18 protein-coding genes and 2 pseudogenes are annotated in these 14,029 nt (G+C 71.1%); 8 read left to right on the forward strand and 12 right to left on the reverse strand.

The window, feature by feature from the left end; all coding sequences use genetic code 11:
• Positions 1–142 precede the first annotated feature (142 nt).
• Positions 143–307, reverse strand: a pseudogene (locus tag L2X98_RS20640) (hypothetical protein); the annotation flags it as partial.
• Positions 298–810 carry a universal stress protein gene (locus L2X98_RS08590; RefSeq protein ID WP_259612975.1) on the reverse strand — a complete coding sequence of 171 codons (513 nt, stop codon included), beginning with the start codon at positions 808–810 and terminating at the stop codon, positions 298–300. The gene L2X98_RS08590 and the pseudogene L2X98_RS20640, both read right to left, overlap by 10 nt.
• 234 nt (positions 811–1,044) lie before the next feature.
• Here L2X98_RS08590 and L2X98_RS08595 point away from each other — a divergent pair, with 234 nt between their 5' ends.
• On the forward strand, positions 1,045–1,452 hold the full coding sequence (locus L2X98_RS08595) for a hypothetical protein (protein WP_259612976.1): 408 nt from the start codon (positions 1,045–1,047) through the stop codon (positions 1,450–1,452).
• Positions 1,453–1,462: 10 nt separating this feature from the next.
• On the opposite strand, the gene L2X98_RS08600 is transcribed toward L2X98_RS08595, so the two are convergent.
• The 7 genes from L2X98_RS08600 to L2X98_RS08630 all read right to left on the reverse strand — a co-directional run bounded on the left by L2X98_RS08600 (position 1,463) and on the right by L2X98_RS08630 (position 5,769).
• The gene (locus L2X98_RS08600; protein WP_259612977.1) at positions 1,463–2,047 is read right to left on the reverse strand and encodes a TlpA family protein disulfide reductase; all 585 of its coding nucleotides are present in this window, start codon (positions 2,045–2,047) and stop codon (positions 1,463–1,465) included.
• The gene (locus L2X98_RS08605) at positions 2,022–2,681 is read right to left on the reverse strand and encodes an SCO family protein (protein ID WP_259612978.1); all 660 of its coding nucleotides are present in this window, start codon (positions 2,679–2,681) and stop codon (positions 2,022–2,024) included. The genes L2X98_RS08600 and L2X98_RS08605 overlap by 26 nt, the downstream gene beginning before the upstream one ends.
• Positions 2,665–3,411 (reverse strand): cytochrome c biogenesis CcdA family protein, encoded by a 747-nt coding sequence (locus tag L2X98_RS08610; RefSeq protein WP_259612979.1) that lies wholly within the window; start codon positions 3,409–3,411, stop codon positions 2,665–2,667. Before L2X98_RS08610 ends, L2X98_RS08605 begins: the two co-directional genes overlap by 17 nt.
• A 132-nt stretch (positions 3,412–3,543) precedes the next feature.
• On the reverse strand, positions 3,544–4,446 hold the full coding sequence (locus tag L2X98_RS08615) for a cytochrome c oxidase assembly protein (RefSeq protein ID WP_259612980.1): 903 nt from the start codon (positions 4,444–4,446) through the stop codon (positions 3,544–3,546).
• 132 nt (positions 4,447–4,578) lie between these two features.
• Complete coding sequence (locus L2X98_RS08620) at positions 4,579–5,049, reverse strand: MarR family winged helix-turn-helix transcriptional regulator (protein ID WP_259612981.1); 471 nt, start codon at positions 5,047–5,049, stop codon at positions 4,579–4,581.
• A gap of 130 nt (positions 5,050–5,179) precedes the next feature.
• Complete coding sequence (locus tag L2X98_RS08625; protein ID WP_259612982.1) at positions 5,180–5,578, reverse strand: TetR/AcrR family transcriptional regulator; 399 nt, start codon at positions 5,576–5,578, stop codon at positions 5,180–5,182.
• Positions 5,575–5,769: a helix-turn-helix domain-containing protein gene (locus tag L2X98_RS08630; protein WP_259612983.1), complete on the reverse strand. Its 195-nt coding sequence runs from the start codon at positions 5,767–5,769 to the stop codon at positions 5,575–5,577. The genes L2X98_RS08625 and L2X98_RS08630 overlap by 4 nt, the downstream gene beginning before the upstream one ends.
• A gap of 100 nt (positions 5,770–5,869) precedes the next feature.
• Here L2X98_RS08630 and L2X98_RS08635 point away from each other — a divergent pair, with 100 nt between their 5' ends.
• From L2X98_RS08635 to L2X98_RS08650, 4 genes are all read left to right on the forward strand, one after another.
• Positions 5,870–6,466, forward strand: a complete 597-nt coding sequence (locus L2X98_RS08635; protein WP_259612984.1) for a DUF6230 family protein — start codon at positions 5,870–5,872, stop codon at positions 6,464–6,466.
• A 189-nt stretch (positions 6,467–6,655) separates the two neighbouring features.
• Positions 6,656–6,916 (forward strand): DUF6114 domain-containing protein, encoded by a 261-nt coding sequence (locus L2X98_RS08640; protein ID WP_259612985.1) that lies wholly within the window; start codon positions 6,656–6,658, stop codon positions 6,914–6,916.
• Positions 6,913–7,257: a hypothetical protein gene (locus tag L2X98_RS08645; protein ID WP_259612986.1), complete on the forward strand. Its 345-nt coding sequence runs from the start codon at positions 6,913–6,915 to the stop codon at positions 7,255–7,257. Before L2X98_RS08640 ends, L2X98_RS08645 begins: the two co-directional genes overlap by 4 nt.
• 218 nt (positions 7,258–7,475) lie before the next feature.
• Positions 7,476–7,673, forward strand: a complete 198-nt coding sequence (locus tag L2X98_RS08650; protein WP_259612987.1) for a hypothetical protein — start codon at positions 7,476–7,478, stop codon at positions 7,671–7,673.
• Positions 7,674–7,853: 180 nt separating this feature from the next.
• Here L2X98_RS08650 and L2X98_RS08655 read toward each other — a convergent pair.
• A pseudogene (locus L2X98_RS08655) lies at positions 7,854–8,662 on the reverse strand (EamA family transporter); the annotation flags it as partial.
• A gap of 121 nt (positions 8,663–8,783) precedes the next feature.
• Positions 8,784–10,049, reverse strand: a complete 1,266-nt coding sequence (locus L2X98_RS08660) for a serine hydrolase domain-containing protein (RefSeq protein ID WP_259612988.1) — start codon at positions 10,047–10,049, stop codon at positions 8,784–8,786.
• 161 nt (positions 10,050–10,210) lie between these two features.
• On the opposite strand from L2X98_RS08660, the gene L2X98_RS08665 reads away from it, so the two are divergent.
• The gene (locus tag L2X98_RS08665) at positions 10,211–10,519 is read left to right on the forward strand and encodes a DUF2470 domain-containing protein (RefSeq protein WP_259612989.1); all 309 of its coding nucleotides are present in this window, start codon (positions 10,211–10,213) and stop codon (positions 10,517–10,519) included.
• A gap of 68 nt (positions 10,520–10,587) precedes the next feature.
• Positions 10,588–11,241: a biliverdin-producing heme oxygenase gene (locus tag L2X98_RS08670; RefSeq protein ID WP_259612990.1), complete on the forward strand. Its 654-nt coding sequence runs from the start codon at positions 10,588–10,590 to the stop codon at positions 11,239–11,241.
• A gap of 159 nt (positions 11,242–11,400) precedes the next feature.
• Here L2X98_RS08670 and L2X98_RS08675 read toward each other — a convergent pair whose 3' ends face one another.
• Positions 11,401–12,759, reverse strand: a complete 1,359-nt coding sequence (locus L2X98_RS08675; RefSeq protein ID WP_435526260.1) for an ATP-dependent DNA helicase — start codon at positions 12,757–12,759, stop codon at positions 11,401–11,403.
• A gap of 301 nt (positions 12,760–13,060) precedes the next feature.
• On the opposite strand from L2X98_RS08675, the gene L2X98_RS08680 reads away from it, so the two are divergent.
• A complete protein-coding gene (locus tag L2X98_RS08680; protein ID WP_259612992.1) occupies positions 13,061–14,020 on the forward strand; it encodes a hypothetical protein in 960 nt (319 codons plus the stop codon).
• Positions 14,021–14,029 lie beyond the last annotated feature (9 nt).

Genomic DNA, 14,029 nt, shown 5'->3' on the forward strand with positions numbered 1-14,029 from the left:
GAAGCCGCCCAGGATCCCGGTGCCGGCGAACAGGCGCAGGCATCCGCCGCCGGCCCACGTCGGGCCCGCCCCGACCCAGCACCGACAGCAGCCAGCCCAGGGCGAATGCCCCGACGACGTTGATCAGGAGGATCGGCACCGGCATCCCGCCCCACTCGGGCAGCACGAGCGACAGCCCATACCGCGCGAGTGTGCCGATCGCGCCGCCGGCGATCACGAGTCCGATCGCCGACCAGCGCAGATGCACGGGGCGAGGGGCGGATGCCGCGGCCGGCGGATCTCCCGGCACCGCGCCGCTCACTCCCACGGCAGCGGTTCGCCGTCGGCCACCGGACGCAGCGGCACCACGAGCACGGGGCGGTGCTGCCGATGGGCGAGGTGGCTGGCGACCGACCCCTGGAAGAACTCGCGGAGCGTCTCGCGCATGGTGGCTTCGCGGGTGCCGACGACGATGTAGCGGGCGTCGACCGTCTCGGCGAGCCGGCCGAGCGCGTGGCCCGGATCACCGGCCAGCTCGCGGCCGACCCAGGCCACTCCCGAGCCGGCGAGCACCTCGTCGATGTGCGCGGCCAAGTTGGAGTCGAACCCGCCCTCGCGCTCGTCCGGCAGGTCGGGGTCGATCGAGCGGGTCAGCACCGAGCCGTCCAGGTGCTCGCCGACCGTGTACCGCTCGAGGTCGACGTGCGCGCATACGAGGTCGACGTGCAGGTCGCGGGCCAAGCGCGCGGCCTCGTGCAGCACGGCATCGGGCAGGCCGGGCTGCACGCCGACCAGGATGCCGCCGCGCGGACCCTTCTCGCTGTCATCCATGTCGCTCCCCTCCTGCCGCCATTCTTCCAGCGACCGCCTCTCCTCGGGGGCGGCGCGGCAGCGTGGCGACCCTGCCGAGCGGGGAAGCCACCGCTCGCGGTGGCAGTCTGGAGGCATGGCCCTCCCCGCAGATATCCACCGCACCGAAGCATCCGCCTGCGGTCCAGCCGGCGCCTCGACCCGACGGGCGGTCGCGCTGTGACGACATCACGACCGCGGACGCCGTATGGGCGATTGATCCACGAGGTCACCGAGACGGTCGCGATCCCGCACACGTACACGCTTCTCATCTGGAGCACGACCATGGTCACGGTGGAGCACCACGGCCTTCCGGACCTGCTGTCGGTCGTTCTCCTGCTCGTCGGCGCGTGCAGCGCGTATGTGGTCGTCGGCCGGGTCGCACACCATCGGCACGGCAACCGCCCGGCGGTAGAACGTCGGGTGATCGCGCATCCGTACCTGGTGGCGAGCGGGAACATCGTGACGCTGATCGTGGCGACCGGGGTGTGCTGGGCGGTGTCGATCGTCCCTCTCGTGCATCTGGCGTGGTTGCTGTCCGGCCTCGCGGGCACGACCACCTATCTGATCGGGGTGGCCCTGCAGGCCTACGTCGTCGCGCACGCCGTGCCGGTCGAGGAGTGACCCGGCGGCGCTACCCCTCGCCAGGCGGCAGCGCGGCGTCGAGGTCGCGCAGCACGTAGTCGAGTTCGTCGACGGTGAAGAGGCCAGGGTGGCGCACCAGCACCTCTCCGGTGGGCGAGAGGATGACCGTGTAGGGGAGTTCGCTCACCCGGAAGCGCGCTGCCTGTGCGCCATCCGGGTCGCGCAGGTTCGGGAACGCGACGTGCGCGCGGGCGGTGACGGCGCGCCCGGTGGCGATCTGGTCGCCGACGTCGACGCCCAGGAAGGCGACGGCACCGTTCAGTCGGCTCGCCTCGGTCTGGACGGCCGGAAGCTGGGTCGTGCACGCCGCACACGTCGATGACCAGAAGTCGACGACGGTGTACCGTCCGTGCGAGGTCGCGCTGCTCAGGTTGCCCGTCCCGCCCAGAGCGTCACCGGTCACCGGCGCGGGGGTGTCTGAGAGGCCGGTGCCCCCGGCGATCTCGCCTGCCAGATTGGCGCCGGTCACTTCTCCGCGCTGAGCGCTCGGCAGCGCGTCGTTCGCGAGCGTGGCCAGCCCGTGCGCGAAGGGAGCGGTGTCGGCGGATTCAGTGCCGAACGCGGCCTGCTCCACGATTCGTCCCTGCGGGCCGATGATGAAGATCTGGCTGCCGTGCGAGATCGTGCGAGTGGCAGGGTCGAGCTCGACCGGAACGCCGTAGGCGCGGGCGGCAGCGCTCAGCCTGCGCCGCGCTGCCCGTGAGATACTCCCAGTTCGGCAACGTGCCCAGCCCGTTCTGCTCGGACCAGGCCCTCACGTCGGACGGCTTCGGGTAGTAGGGGTTCGCGTTGATCGAGACGAACTCGATCTTGCCCCGCGCGGAGGCCGACAGGTCATCGTCGGCCGCGAGGATGTCGGTGGCCAGCATCGCGCACAGGTCGGTGCATCGGTCGTCGCTGAAGGTGAGGACGACCACCTTGCCCCGCAGCTTCGCAGGGTCCACGACGCGTCCGCGTTGATCGGTGAGGCGATACGACGGCGCCGAGACGGGATCGGTGGCCACCGGTGCCACCCCGAGCAGACTCGCGGTCGCCTCATTCACACCCGCTGGCAGGACATCGACCGCGCGCGGCGCGGACGGCGCGCGACCGGCGCCGACGGCGACCAGGGTCAGCGCCACGATGACCGCCAGCAGCCCGGCCGACGAGATCCACAGCACCCAGGTGCGCTGCCAGACCTGCAGTGGTCTCTTATCGTCTCGTGTCACGGGTTCTCCTCTCGGTAGGGGGTGGGGATGCCGCGCCCGACGCGGGGCCGCGGCTGAGATGGGCCGCGACGATGAGGGCGGCGAGAACGAACGCCGCGGCGCCCACGCCGATGGGAAGCCAGGCCCGTTCGATGGCTCCGACGATCCCCTGCTGGGCGGTCTCCAGCACCCGTGTGATCGGAGCGACCAGTTGCGGGCCGCCCGCCTGCCCGACCCAGTACCCGATCAGATAGACGCCGATCACGATGCACACCACGCCCGCGGCCCGGGGCAGGCCGGAGGCGATGCGTCGCAGCCGGCCGAACCGGACCGCGCCGACGAGCGAAGCGATCAGGGCCAGGACGATGGCAAGCAGCCCCATGCCCAGCCCATATGCGACCACGACGGCCGCTGTCACGAGAGCCGACTCGGTGGTGAGCGCACCGCCGACCGCGGCGATGAAGACGGGCAGGGAGCAGCTCAATGAGCCGACCGCGTAGGCGATGCCGAATCCGATCATCGGGAGCACGCCCGCGCCGCTGCGGAACCCCGGCAGGAAATGCATCGGCACCGTCTTCCCCCGCACTGCCATGATCCCCAGGGCCACGATGGCCGTCGCCACCGCGATCATCAGCCATGGTGCCACCGCCATCAGGACCGCGTGCAGCGATCCGGCGAGCAGTCCTGCGGCCGAGAACACTGCGACGAATCCGATCGTCACCGCCAGCCCGGCCCGTGTTCCGGTCACCACGCGCGCGACCCAGCTTGCGGCGGCCGTCCTGGACGAAGGCGGCGAGGTAGACCGGAAGCAGGGGGAATCCGCAGGGGTTCAGCAGCGCGACCATCCCGAGCAGGAACGCGAAGCCGATGACGCCGCCGGTCATCACCCGAGTCGGCCGTCCCGCGTCGCCAGTTCCTGCAGTCGCGCGTTGTAGGCGTCCAGCTCGATGTCGCCGAACCGTTCCACACGACGGTCGACGGCCGCCGTGTGCCGTGCCTCGCCGCGCTGCCATTGCAGGAACAGCACCAGGAGGACCAGCAAGGTGGGCAACTCGGTGAATCCCCAGGCGATGCCGCCGGCGGTCTGCTGATCGCTGAGTGCGGTCACGTGCAGGAACGGCATCGGGACCGCGTAGTAGGTCACGACCGCGGTGCTGGCCATCATCAGCACGACCCCGAAGAAGGCGTGGAAGGGGATCGGCAGGGCCATCTCGGCGATGCGCGCGACGGGGCTGGCCGCACGCCCCATCAGGCCGCTACCTCGGCGCGGGTTCGGATCGACGCCGAGAATTCCCCAGAAGTACAGCATCCCGATCAGCATGAAATGGATGAGCATGAGGTTGTGGCCCCACATGGAGCTCATCAGCACGTCGAACAGCGGTGTGAAATACATCACGTAGAGACTGAACAGGAACAGAAGACCGGTCACGACCGGGTTCGCGATGAACGCGACCGGAGCCGAATGCACGACGCGCAGCAACAGGGCGCGGAGCCGGCGACGGACGCGGCCGCCGCTGGAGAGCGCGCGCAGCAGGAGCGTGATCGGCGCCCCCAGCGCGAGCAGGATCGGTGTCACCATGCTCAGCGTCATGTGCTGGATCATGTGGATGCTGAACAGCTCCATGCCATAGCCGTCGAACCCGGTCGCCGTCATCAGCTCGATCGTGAACACGCCCAGCATCCAGCACGTCGTCCGGATCACGGGCCATCTGTCGCCGCGGCGGACCAGGACCAGCACGCCGGCGACGTAGCAGACTGCCAGCGCCAGCCCCAGCACGGGGAGCACCGGGATCGGCTTGCGGATGCACGGCGAACAGGTTCGCCGTGCTGACGGGCTGGGTCGGCATCCACATGGGGCCGGTCATCGCGGCGGCACCTCCTGCGGGAGGCATCGGCATGTGGGAGAGCAGGCCGATCATCACAGCCCCAGGATCAGAAGGTCGGCGACCGCGGGTTCGCCGGCGGCCCGGTCGAAGGCGCGCAACGAGTCATTGAGCGTGTCGCGGTCGCCCGGATCCATCCGTGCCAGAACCTCTGCGATCAGCGTGCGGCGCTGGTCGGTGACGGACCGCACGAGCTCGTGCCCGCTGTCGGTCAGCGCGAGGATCACCTCTCGTCGGCTGTCGGGATTGCCCTCGCGTCTGACCCGACCGCCCAGGACGAGACGATCCGCCATTCGGCTGAACGTGGACACGTTCACGCCGAGCCGTTCCGCCAGGGCCCCCATGCGCAGCGGACCGGCCGAGGCGAGAACGACCAGCACCCGGAACTGCGGGAGCGACACCTGCTCCAACGCCGGCACCATCGAGCGGGCGATGATCCCCAACAGGGCTCGCGAGGCCGTCACAGTGGCTTCGGCCGCGTCCTCCCGGGAATCGGCCGAGGTCACGCGAGCGCCTTCTCGACACACGTGCATTTCCGCAATATTTGCATCGCGGCAATAATAGTGCGCTCGCGGGCCCGTCGGCCCTTCGAACCGGAGAAGGTGCTACTGGTCGCACTCTCGCGGTTCGGGCGGGTCAGTGGCGGACGACGGCGGCCACGACGCCACGCGCCGCGCGCTCGAGGAAGTCCACGATCTCGTCGGCGGGCCGGTCGGCGTCCACCGCGAGCTCGACCAGCACCTCCTCGGCGAACCCCACCCAGGAGCGCACCGCCACCCGCAGCAGCGGCGAGTCCTCGGTGCCCTGCTCGAGGAGCACGTCCAGCAGGCGCTGCGCGTTCTCGGCCCGCGACTCGTCGATCACCGCACGCACCTCGGCATCGCCGCTGGCCACGCCCCGCACCAGCGAGTAGAACGTGCCGCGATGCTCGCGCACGAACCCCACGATGCGCTGCAGCGTGTCGCGGAAGCGCTCGGCCGGGAGCTCGGCACGGGGGGCGGATGCCTGCAGCAGACTGTCGCGCGCGGTGATCACGACCTCGCGGTGCAGCCCTGACGCGATCCGAAATAGTGGAAGACGAGGGCGCGCGAGACGCCGGCGAGCTCGGACAGGACCTCCATGGTGAGGTTGTCGAGGGGGCGGTCGGCGAGGAAGTTCACGCCGAGCGCGACGAGCTGGGAGCGGCGCTGATCGGGAGTCAGCCGCATCCGACGGTCGGCGGACATGAAAGAAGCCTAATCCGCGATCACTATTGACCGACAGTCAATAGTGTCTAGGCTCGTCCCGGAGCGACACCGCGGTCGCGCCGACGACGAGGGAGAGCCGATGAAGTTCCGCACGTTCGCACGCTCACATGCCGGGCGGCTGGTCCTCACGGCGATCCCCGTCGCCGCCGCGGTCACGCTCGTGACCGCCGGCGTCGCGCAGGGGGCGGTCCCCGTCTCGTTCGCCGTCTCGGGCAGCCAGTTCCAGATCGGCGCGTCCTCGCTGGAAGGCACCGGCTTCTCGCAGTACGCGGGCGTGGCCGAGGACACCGCCGGCAAGAGCCACGCCGTCGCCATCGCCAACATCAAGTCCGCGACGCTGCACGACCTGTGCCAGTCCGTGGTCACCGACACCCCGCTGGGAAAGGTCGGGGTGCTGATCACCGCGGGCGGCGGAGACAAGCCGGCCACGGCATCCGACCTGCAGATCGGGATGACGGGGCTGAAAGGCGACTCGTCGTTCGGCCACATCCGCATCGGCGTGGACGCCTCGACCGTGAACACCAAGGCCAAGGGCTCGGCCGGCGACTTCGCGCAGGACGCCGACACCGTCACGATCAAGAACCTGCAGCAGACGGCCTGGAGCACCCAGGCATCCGTGTTCACCCTCACCGGAATGACCATGAAGCTGACGGACGGATCGAAGGGATGCTTCTGACCGCGTCGATGCGGCGACGGGATGCCGCGGTCCCCGCGGATCGCGGAGGATCCCGGAGCTGGGGCAGGCGGCGGCCGCTGATCGGCGGCATCCTCACCGTGCTCGCCGGCGCCGAGATGTTCCTGTCCAGCCAGCTGGACATCGGGCACCTGCACGTGCAAGCTGGGCATCGAGGGGTTCCAGGCGACGGTGATCCCGCTCGTCCTGATCCTGCTCGGCGCCCTTGCGGTCGCGATGCCCGCACACCACGTGTTCTACGGCGTGCTCGCCCTGGCGGTCGCCGTCTACTCGCTGATCGGGGTGAACCTCGGCGGGTTCGTCCTGGGGATGCTGCTCGGCTGCATCGGCGGCATCCTCATCGTGGCGTGGATGCCGAAGCCGCGCGCGGCCGATGCGGGCACAGCGGGTGCGGCCGATGCGGGCGCCGACGACCTGCAGGATCGCCCGTGACGCGCGGGGGCGGACGCGCTCGGCGGCCTCGGCTGCGGCTTGCCGTCGGCGCGGCGGCCGCGATCGGATGCCTCCTGGTCGGCCAGTCGGTGGTGGCGGCCGCGCCCGCCTCGGCGCAAGCTGTGCATCCCGATCCTGCTGCCGTGCCCGAAGCCCTCGGCCTCGCCGACGCCGACCCCGACCCCGACGCCCACGGACTCGCCGTCGCCCCACGCCTCCGACGCCCCGCCGGCGGCGGGAACCGCCCCCGGCGAGCCGGACAAGGGCACCCCGGCCGCGCCCGACGACCCGGGCGCGAGCACCCCGAAGACCACCGACCCGAGCCTGCTGCCCGCCGATGACAGCATGGTGTTCACCCAGCCGCCCGCCCAGCTCGGGGCATCCTCCCTCTCGTTCTCGGGGCTCCAGGGCATCGCCGCGGTGAAGGTGCGGCTGGCCGACGGGTCGTGGGTCGCGGCGCTCCGGCTGCGGGCCGACAGCATCACGATCGACGGATTCGCGCTCACCGTCCGGGCCGAGACGGGTCCGACGCTGGCGACCACCGCCGACCGGATGACGCTTGCGCGGCGACGTCGCCGTGTACGTGAACTCGCTCACCGCGACCACCGCGGACGGACACTCGTACACGCTCGGGGCCGACACCCCGCCGCCGAAGGACGGCATCGCGCCGTCCCTGGTGCGCGTCACGCTCGGCCTGGTGGGCGCGCGCGCCGATCAGATCAGCTACTCGAACACCGACCAGCGCCTCAGCGAATGACGGATGCCGCGGCTACGCCCGCGGCTCGGCGAACGGCTCTTCCGGGTCGTCCCGCAGCGGCAGCGTCTCGATCGGACCGGTCAGCGGACCGTTGAAGCCGGCGAGCGGGCCGGTCGGATCGGCGATCACCGCATCCGCGGCCGACAGCGGCCCGGCCGGGGCCGGCAGCGTCTGGATCGGACCGGTCCGCTCGGCGCGCTGCGACGCGGCCACGCCCGCGCGCACCGCCCCTACACCCGCGGCGACCACCAGCACGATGCCGGCCAGCTCGAGCGGGGTCAAGGCCTGACCGAGCAGGACGAGACCGGCGAGGGCGGCCGTGGCCGGGGCCAGGCTCATCAGGATCGCGAACGCCGAGGCGGGCAGGCGCCGCAGCGCGATCAGCTCCAGGGCGTAGGGGATCGTGCTCGACAGCAGCGCCACGGCGGCGCCCAGCCCGAGGATCTCGGGCGCAGCAGCACCGCGCCGCCGTCGATGATGCCGAACGGCAGTGACAGCAGCGCGCCGATCGACATGGCGATGGCCAGGCCGTCCAGCCGGGGGAACTCGCGGCCGACCCGCGCCGCAGCCAGGATGTACCCCGCCCAGCTGGCGGCGGCGCCCAGCGCGAACACGACCCCGAGCGGGTCGAGGTGGTCCCATCCGCCGCCGCCCAGGCACACCACCCCGGCCAGCGCCAGCCCCGCCCACAGCCAGGCCGAGGCGCGCCGGCTGGCGATGATCGACAGGGCGAGAGGCCCGAGCACCTCGATCGTGACCGTGACGCCCAGCGGCAGCCGCTCCAGCGCCAGGTAGAACAGGGTGTTCATCGTCGCCAGAACGGTGCCGTAGCCGAGCACGGCCAGCCATGCGTCCCGCCGGTGACCGCGCAGCCGCGGCCGGGCGATCGCCAGCAGGACGAGGGCCGAGAACACCAGCCGCATCATCACCATCCCCACCGGCCCCACCCGGTGGAACAGGAGGACGGCGATCGCGGCCCCGACATCCATGCAGATCTCGCCGACGACGACGAGGCCGACGGCCGAGATCGCGCCCGCCCTCCCCGGCCGGTTCACCGCTCACCCGCCGCCGGTGCGGCATCCCGACGTGTACGGAAGCGGAGACCTCCGGTCACGACCGGGGGACGGGGCACACGGCCGCCTTGGCGATCGTGCTGTGGAACTGGTCGGCCGACCAGGGCAGTCCCAGCGCAGGTGCTTCGCGGTCGCCGGTGGCGGGCGCCTTCGATGCGATCGCGGCCAGCTCGCGCGCCAGGTCGACGATCGGACCGCGCCCGGCGGTCGAGTTGTTCAGCACGACCGCGACCGTCAGCCCGCTCTTCGGGTCCGAGAACGCCGCGGTCAGATACCCTGCCGTCGAGCCGTACTGCCCGACCATGGGCCCGGCCTGGACGGCGCCGCCGGCCGTGGTGAACCAGGAGGGCGAGCTCGCGGTGACCGGCAGCGCGTCGGCGAAACGGCTCTTGTCCGACACCAGCGTCCCCCGGGCCAGCGCGCGCGCGTAGCTGCCGAGGTCGCTGATGTCGGAGACGACACCGGCATCGGTGAAGCCGAAGCTGGCCGACTGCTCGGTGATGTCGGTCTGCTTGTCGCAGACATACGCGCCGCTCTTCGACGTCTTGCCGAGGTAGTAGCCGGGCAGCGCGGTCGACGAGCCGACCACCGGGGCGGCCGCGGCCGGGTCCGGCAGTGCCGTGCTGTCCATGCCGAGCGGGTCGAACACGTGCTCGCGGAGCAGCTCCGCCGCGCTCTTGCCGCTCGCCCGCTCCAGGGCGAGGCCCAGCAGCACGTATCCGGCATCGGAATCCCGGTACGTCACCCCGGTGCGGACCTCGCCGCCGACCTGCCCGATGCCGTAGCCGACCAGCTCGCGCGGGTCCCATACGCGGTCGGGGTTGCCCAGGGACTGGCTCTTCAGCAGCGCGTTGTACGAGCCGATGCCACTGGTCCCGTCGCACAGGCTCTCCAGCGTGACATCAGCGAACCGCGGCATCCCGCCGACGTACTTCGTGATGCTGTCGCCGAGCGCGACAACGTGGTCGTCGGCGAGCGCATAGAGGACGTCGCAGATCATCGGGCGGGTCAGCTGGCCCGCCCGGAACGTCATCTCCGGCGTCACCGCGGTCTTGCCATCCGGCTCGACCGTGCCGAGACCGGCCACCCATGACCCGCTCCACGGCGCCCAGACGCCCACGATGGCACCCGAGGCGCCGGTTGCCGCCATCGCATCGTCGACCGCGCCCGTGAGCTGATCCTGCGTGTCCGAAGGGAGGTTCTTGTCCGGAGCGAGGGTCCCCGCGCCCGGGTCGGCGTGTCCGGCCGAGCAGGCCGCGGCCACCAGGGTGATCGCCAGCACGGCGGCGGCCGACGCGATCACGCGCCTGATTCCTGAGCGGACCGGCATTCTCACCCCCGATGACTGTGCATATGCATTCAAACACACGCTCCCTGCGGAACCGGCGGGCATGACCGGCCGACGGCGGTGCGTCCCGGGCGCCGGGGGCGGGCATCGAGGCGGCGCATCCGTATGGTGGAGGGATGGCGCACATCTTCGAACCGGATGCCGTGGCCGGCGTCCTCGGTCACATGAACGGCGATCACGCTGATGACAATCTCCTCATCGTCCGCGCCTTCGGCGCGCCGGATGCGACCGCGGGCCGGATGACGGGGGTGGACGGCGACGCCGGCACGTGGGAGGCGACGGCGGCGGACGGTGCGACGGCGACGGTGCGCGTGCCCTGGCCGGGCGGAGCGATCAGCGAGCGGCCGGCCGTGCGCCGCGCCGTCGTGGCGGTCTACCAGGAGGCGTGCCGACGGCTGGGCGTGGACGCCCGCAGCGAGCACTGAGGACGGTCACGGCATCCTCATGCCGTTTTCTTGGTTAGGCACGCCTTACCTTGAGCTAGGGTGAAGGTATGAGTGAGCCGATCCCCTTCTCCACCGCGCTGCGCGAGCGCTCCAGCGGCGCCCACAGCGGCAGCGAGCACGCCGGATTCATGGCCGACCTGCTGCGCGGCCGCGGGACGCGGGACGACTACGTCAACCTCGTCGCCCAGCACTGGTTCATCTATGCGGCGCTGGAGGCCGCGACCGAGCGCATGCGGTACGACCCGGTCGCGGCTCCGTTCATCAGCGACCATCTGACCCGGCTGCCCGCGCTGGAGGCCGACCTCGAGTTCCTGATCGGCGCGGATTGGCGCGAGCGGATCGAGCCGCTGCCGGCGACCGTGCGCTACGTCGAGCGGATCACGCAGGTGGGCACCGTGTGGGCGGGCGGGTACGTCGCGCACCACTACACGCGGTACCTGGGCGACCTGTCCGGCGGGCTGTACATCGGCAAGGTGATGCAGCGGCAGTTCGGGTTCGAGACGAACGGGATCGGGTTCTACCTGTTCGACGGGATCGCCGACCCGGCCCAGTTCAAGACCGTGTACCGCGAGCAGCTGGATGCCGCCCCCTGGGACGAGGTCGAGAAGGAGCGCGTGATCGACGAGGTGCTGCTGGCGTACCGCTGCAACACCGAGCTGTTCGAGGATCTCGACCGCCGCCGCCCCGAGCGCGTGGCCTGACCCGCCTCCCTCCGCGCCGAGATCGTACGATTTGGCCGAGTGCACATCAAACTCGGCCAAGTTTGATGTGGTTTCGGCCAAATCGTACGATCTCGGGCAGAAGAGGGGCGGGGTCCCCGGGCGCGGAGTACGGGGGCCGAGGGGAAGCGGCGCGGCCGGTCAGGGCGCGGGCGCGCGCACGCCGGCCATGAACCGCTGCACGTCCGGATCGACCTGGATGTCGCGGGGCCGCAGCGGCCGCGTCAGGTACAGCCCGTCCAGCGCGGTCAGCCGCGACAGCGCGACATACGTCTGGCCGGGCGCGAACGCCCCCGACCCGAGATCGATCACCGCACGGTCATACGTCTTGCCCTGGGACTTGTGGATCGTCACCGCCCACGCCAGCCGCAGCGGGAACTGGGTGAACTCCGCCACGATCTCACGGGTCAGCGCCTTGGTCGACGGCTCGTACGCATAGCGGAACTTCTCCCACACCGCCGGCTCCACGTCGTGCTCCTCGCCGTCGACGTCCACCCGCACGGTGCCGCCGGCGATCCGCGTGACCGTCCCGATCGTGCCGTTCACCCACCGCGGCGGCTCGCCGAACGACCCGGTGTCGTTGCGCAGGAACATCACCTGCGCGCCCACCTTCAGCTCCAGGTCGACGTCGGCCGGGTAGGCGTCACCGCGCCCGAAGTCGCCGTTGACCTCGGCGACCGCGTTCTGGGCCCGACCGGGCAGCGCGTCCAGGTACCGCTTGTTGATCGCGCTCACCCGGTCGTTGCGGGTGGCCAGCGTGATGATCGGGGTCTCGCCGTCGACCGGCTCGGGCGGCGTGCGCGCGCCGGTGTCGTTGAGCATCTGCGCGATGTCGGCGGTCACCCGCCCGTGCCGCACGGCGTTGAGCATCGCCTTGAAGGCCGGATCGGACTGCCGATGGATGTCGCGCAGCTCGCGGATGTGCAGTTCGGCGCCGTACGTCCCGACATCCAGCAGGCCGTCCGCATCCGCCGCCGAGCCGGCCCACACGTGCGCGTCGAAGAACCAGAACGACCGGTAGTGGTCGGCGATGTACCGCGCCTCGTCGCCTCGCGGCGGCACCGGCGCCAGCTGGTACGGGTCGCCGAACATGACCACCTGCGCACCGCCGAACGGCTCGCTGCGCCGGCCTCGGGCGGTCCGCAGCGCGCGGTCCACGGCATCCATCACGTCGGCGTTCACCATCGAGATCTCGTCGATGACCAGCGTGTCGATGGCGTTCAGCAGCTTGCGGGTGGCGTCGGTCTGGGGTTCGTCCTTGCTGCCGATCAGCCCGATCGGCAGCTTGAACAGAGAGTGGATCGTCTGCCCCTCGACGTTCAGCGCCGCCACCCCGGTGGGCGCGCACACGGCGATCTGCTTCTCGGTGTGCCGGGCGAGGTGGTTCAGCAGGGTGGACTTGCCGGTCCCGGCGCGGCCGGTCACGAACACGTGCTCCCGGGTGTCCTCGATGAGCCGATACAGCTCCTCCTGCTCGGCGGACAGGGCGGGCGTGCTCACCCTGTCCATCGTAGGCGGGTCGGCGTGCGTCGATCTGCGACATTCCACAGGGGAATCCCGGATGCCCTTTCCTAGACTGGGTGCGTGGAGCAGCAGGCGAAGGACGCGACGGCCCCGGCGCCGTCCGTTGCGGATGCCTCGGCCCCGCCGGCCACTCCCGTGACCGCGGCACCCGCCCCGACCGGGACCACGTTCGTCGACGCGACCGTCGCAGGCGCCGACATCCCACCCCGTCGCACCCATCTGGGGCGGGATCTGACCGTCATCGTGCTGATCACCGCCCCTGCTGGGCGGCCTCGGGGTGGCCGGCTTCGCGGCCTATCGCACGCTGTACAGCCCGTCGGCGTTCGTCGAGCACTATCTGTCGCTGCTGTCCAGCGGGCACGCGGCCGATGCGCTTCGCGTGCCCGGCGTCGCCGTCGACCGGTCCGAGCTGAAGGCGGCCGGGCTTGCCGACGACGCCTCCGACGCGCTGCGGCAGGCGGCGCTGGCCCCGCTGACCGACGTCCGGGTGGATTCCGAGCAGACCGACGCGGCCGGCTCGCACGTCACCGTCTCGTACCGGGCCGGCGGGTACGCGGGCACCACGACGTTCGACCTCGAGCGCGCCGGGAGCATCGGCATTGTGCCGACCTGGCGGTTCTCCCGCAGCCCGCTCGCGGTGATCGACCTGACCGTGCACGGATCGATGTCGTTCCTGGTCAACGGCTTCGCGATCGACAAGCGCCAGGTCTCCCCCGCCGGCACCGAGGCCGCCCCGGCGGATGCCGTGCCGCTGCTCGTGTTCTCGCCCGGGATCTACTCGGTGCGGGTGGACACGGCCATCTCGTCCTCGTCCGGGGTGGCGGTGCTCTCGGATTCCCCGCTGAAGAACGTGCCGGTCACGGTGCAGTCCGAGCCGACGTCGAAGTTCGTGCAGGTCGTGCAGGACCGGGTCGACGACTTCCTCACCCAGTGCGCGACCCAGCAGGTGCTCGAGCCGACCGGATGCCCGTTCGGCTACGTGGTGCAGAACCGCATCGACGGCTCGCCGGAGTGGTCGATGGATCAGCCGCCGAAGATCGACGTGATCCCGGACGGCGAGGGCTGGGCCATCCCGCCCACCGACGGCGTCGCGCACATCGTGGTCGACATCCGCTCGATCTACGACGGCTCGCTGACCCACATCGACGAGGACGTGCGGTTCACGATGGTCGGGACCATCGACATCTCCCCGAGCGGGACCGCCTCGATCCGGGTGAGCGCGCCGGACAGCGACTGACATGCGCGG

Source organism: Microbacterium elymi (assembly GCF_021582895.2).
GTDB lineage: Bacteria > Actinomycetota > Actinomycetes > Actinomycetales > Microbacteriaceae > Microbacterium > Microbacterium humicola.

What these genes read in the sequence shown, in the direction of transcription:
- L2X98_RS08670 (WP_259612990.1), top strand. Translation starts at nt 10,588, where the DNA reads ATGAGTGAGCCGATCCCCTTCTCCACCGCGCTGCGCGAGCGCTCCAGC.
- L2X98_RS08635 (WP_259612984.1), top strand. Translation starts at nt 5,870, where the DNA reads ATGAAGTTCCGCACGTTCGCACGCTCACATGCCGGGCGGCTGGTCCTC.
- L2X98_RS08665 (WP_259612989.1), top strand. Translation starts at nt 10,211, where the DNA reads ATGGCGCACATCTTCGAACCGGATGCCGTGGCCGGCGTCCTCGGTCAC.
- L2X98_RS08590 (WP_259612975.1), bottom strand. Translation starts at nt 810, where the DNA reads ATGGATGACAGCGAGAAGGGTCCGCGCGGCGGCATCCTGGTCGGCGTG.
- L2X98_RS08630 (WP_259612983.1), bottom strand. Translation starts at nt 5,769, where the DNA reads ATGTCCGCCGACCGTCGGATGCGGCTGACTCCCGATCAGCGCCGCTCC.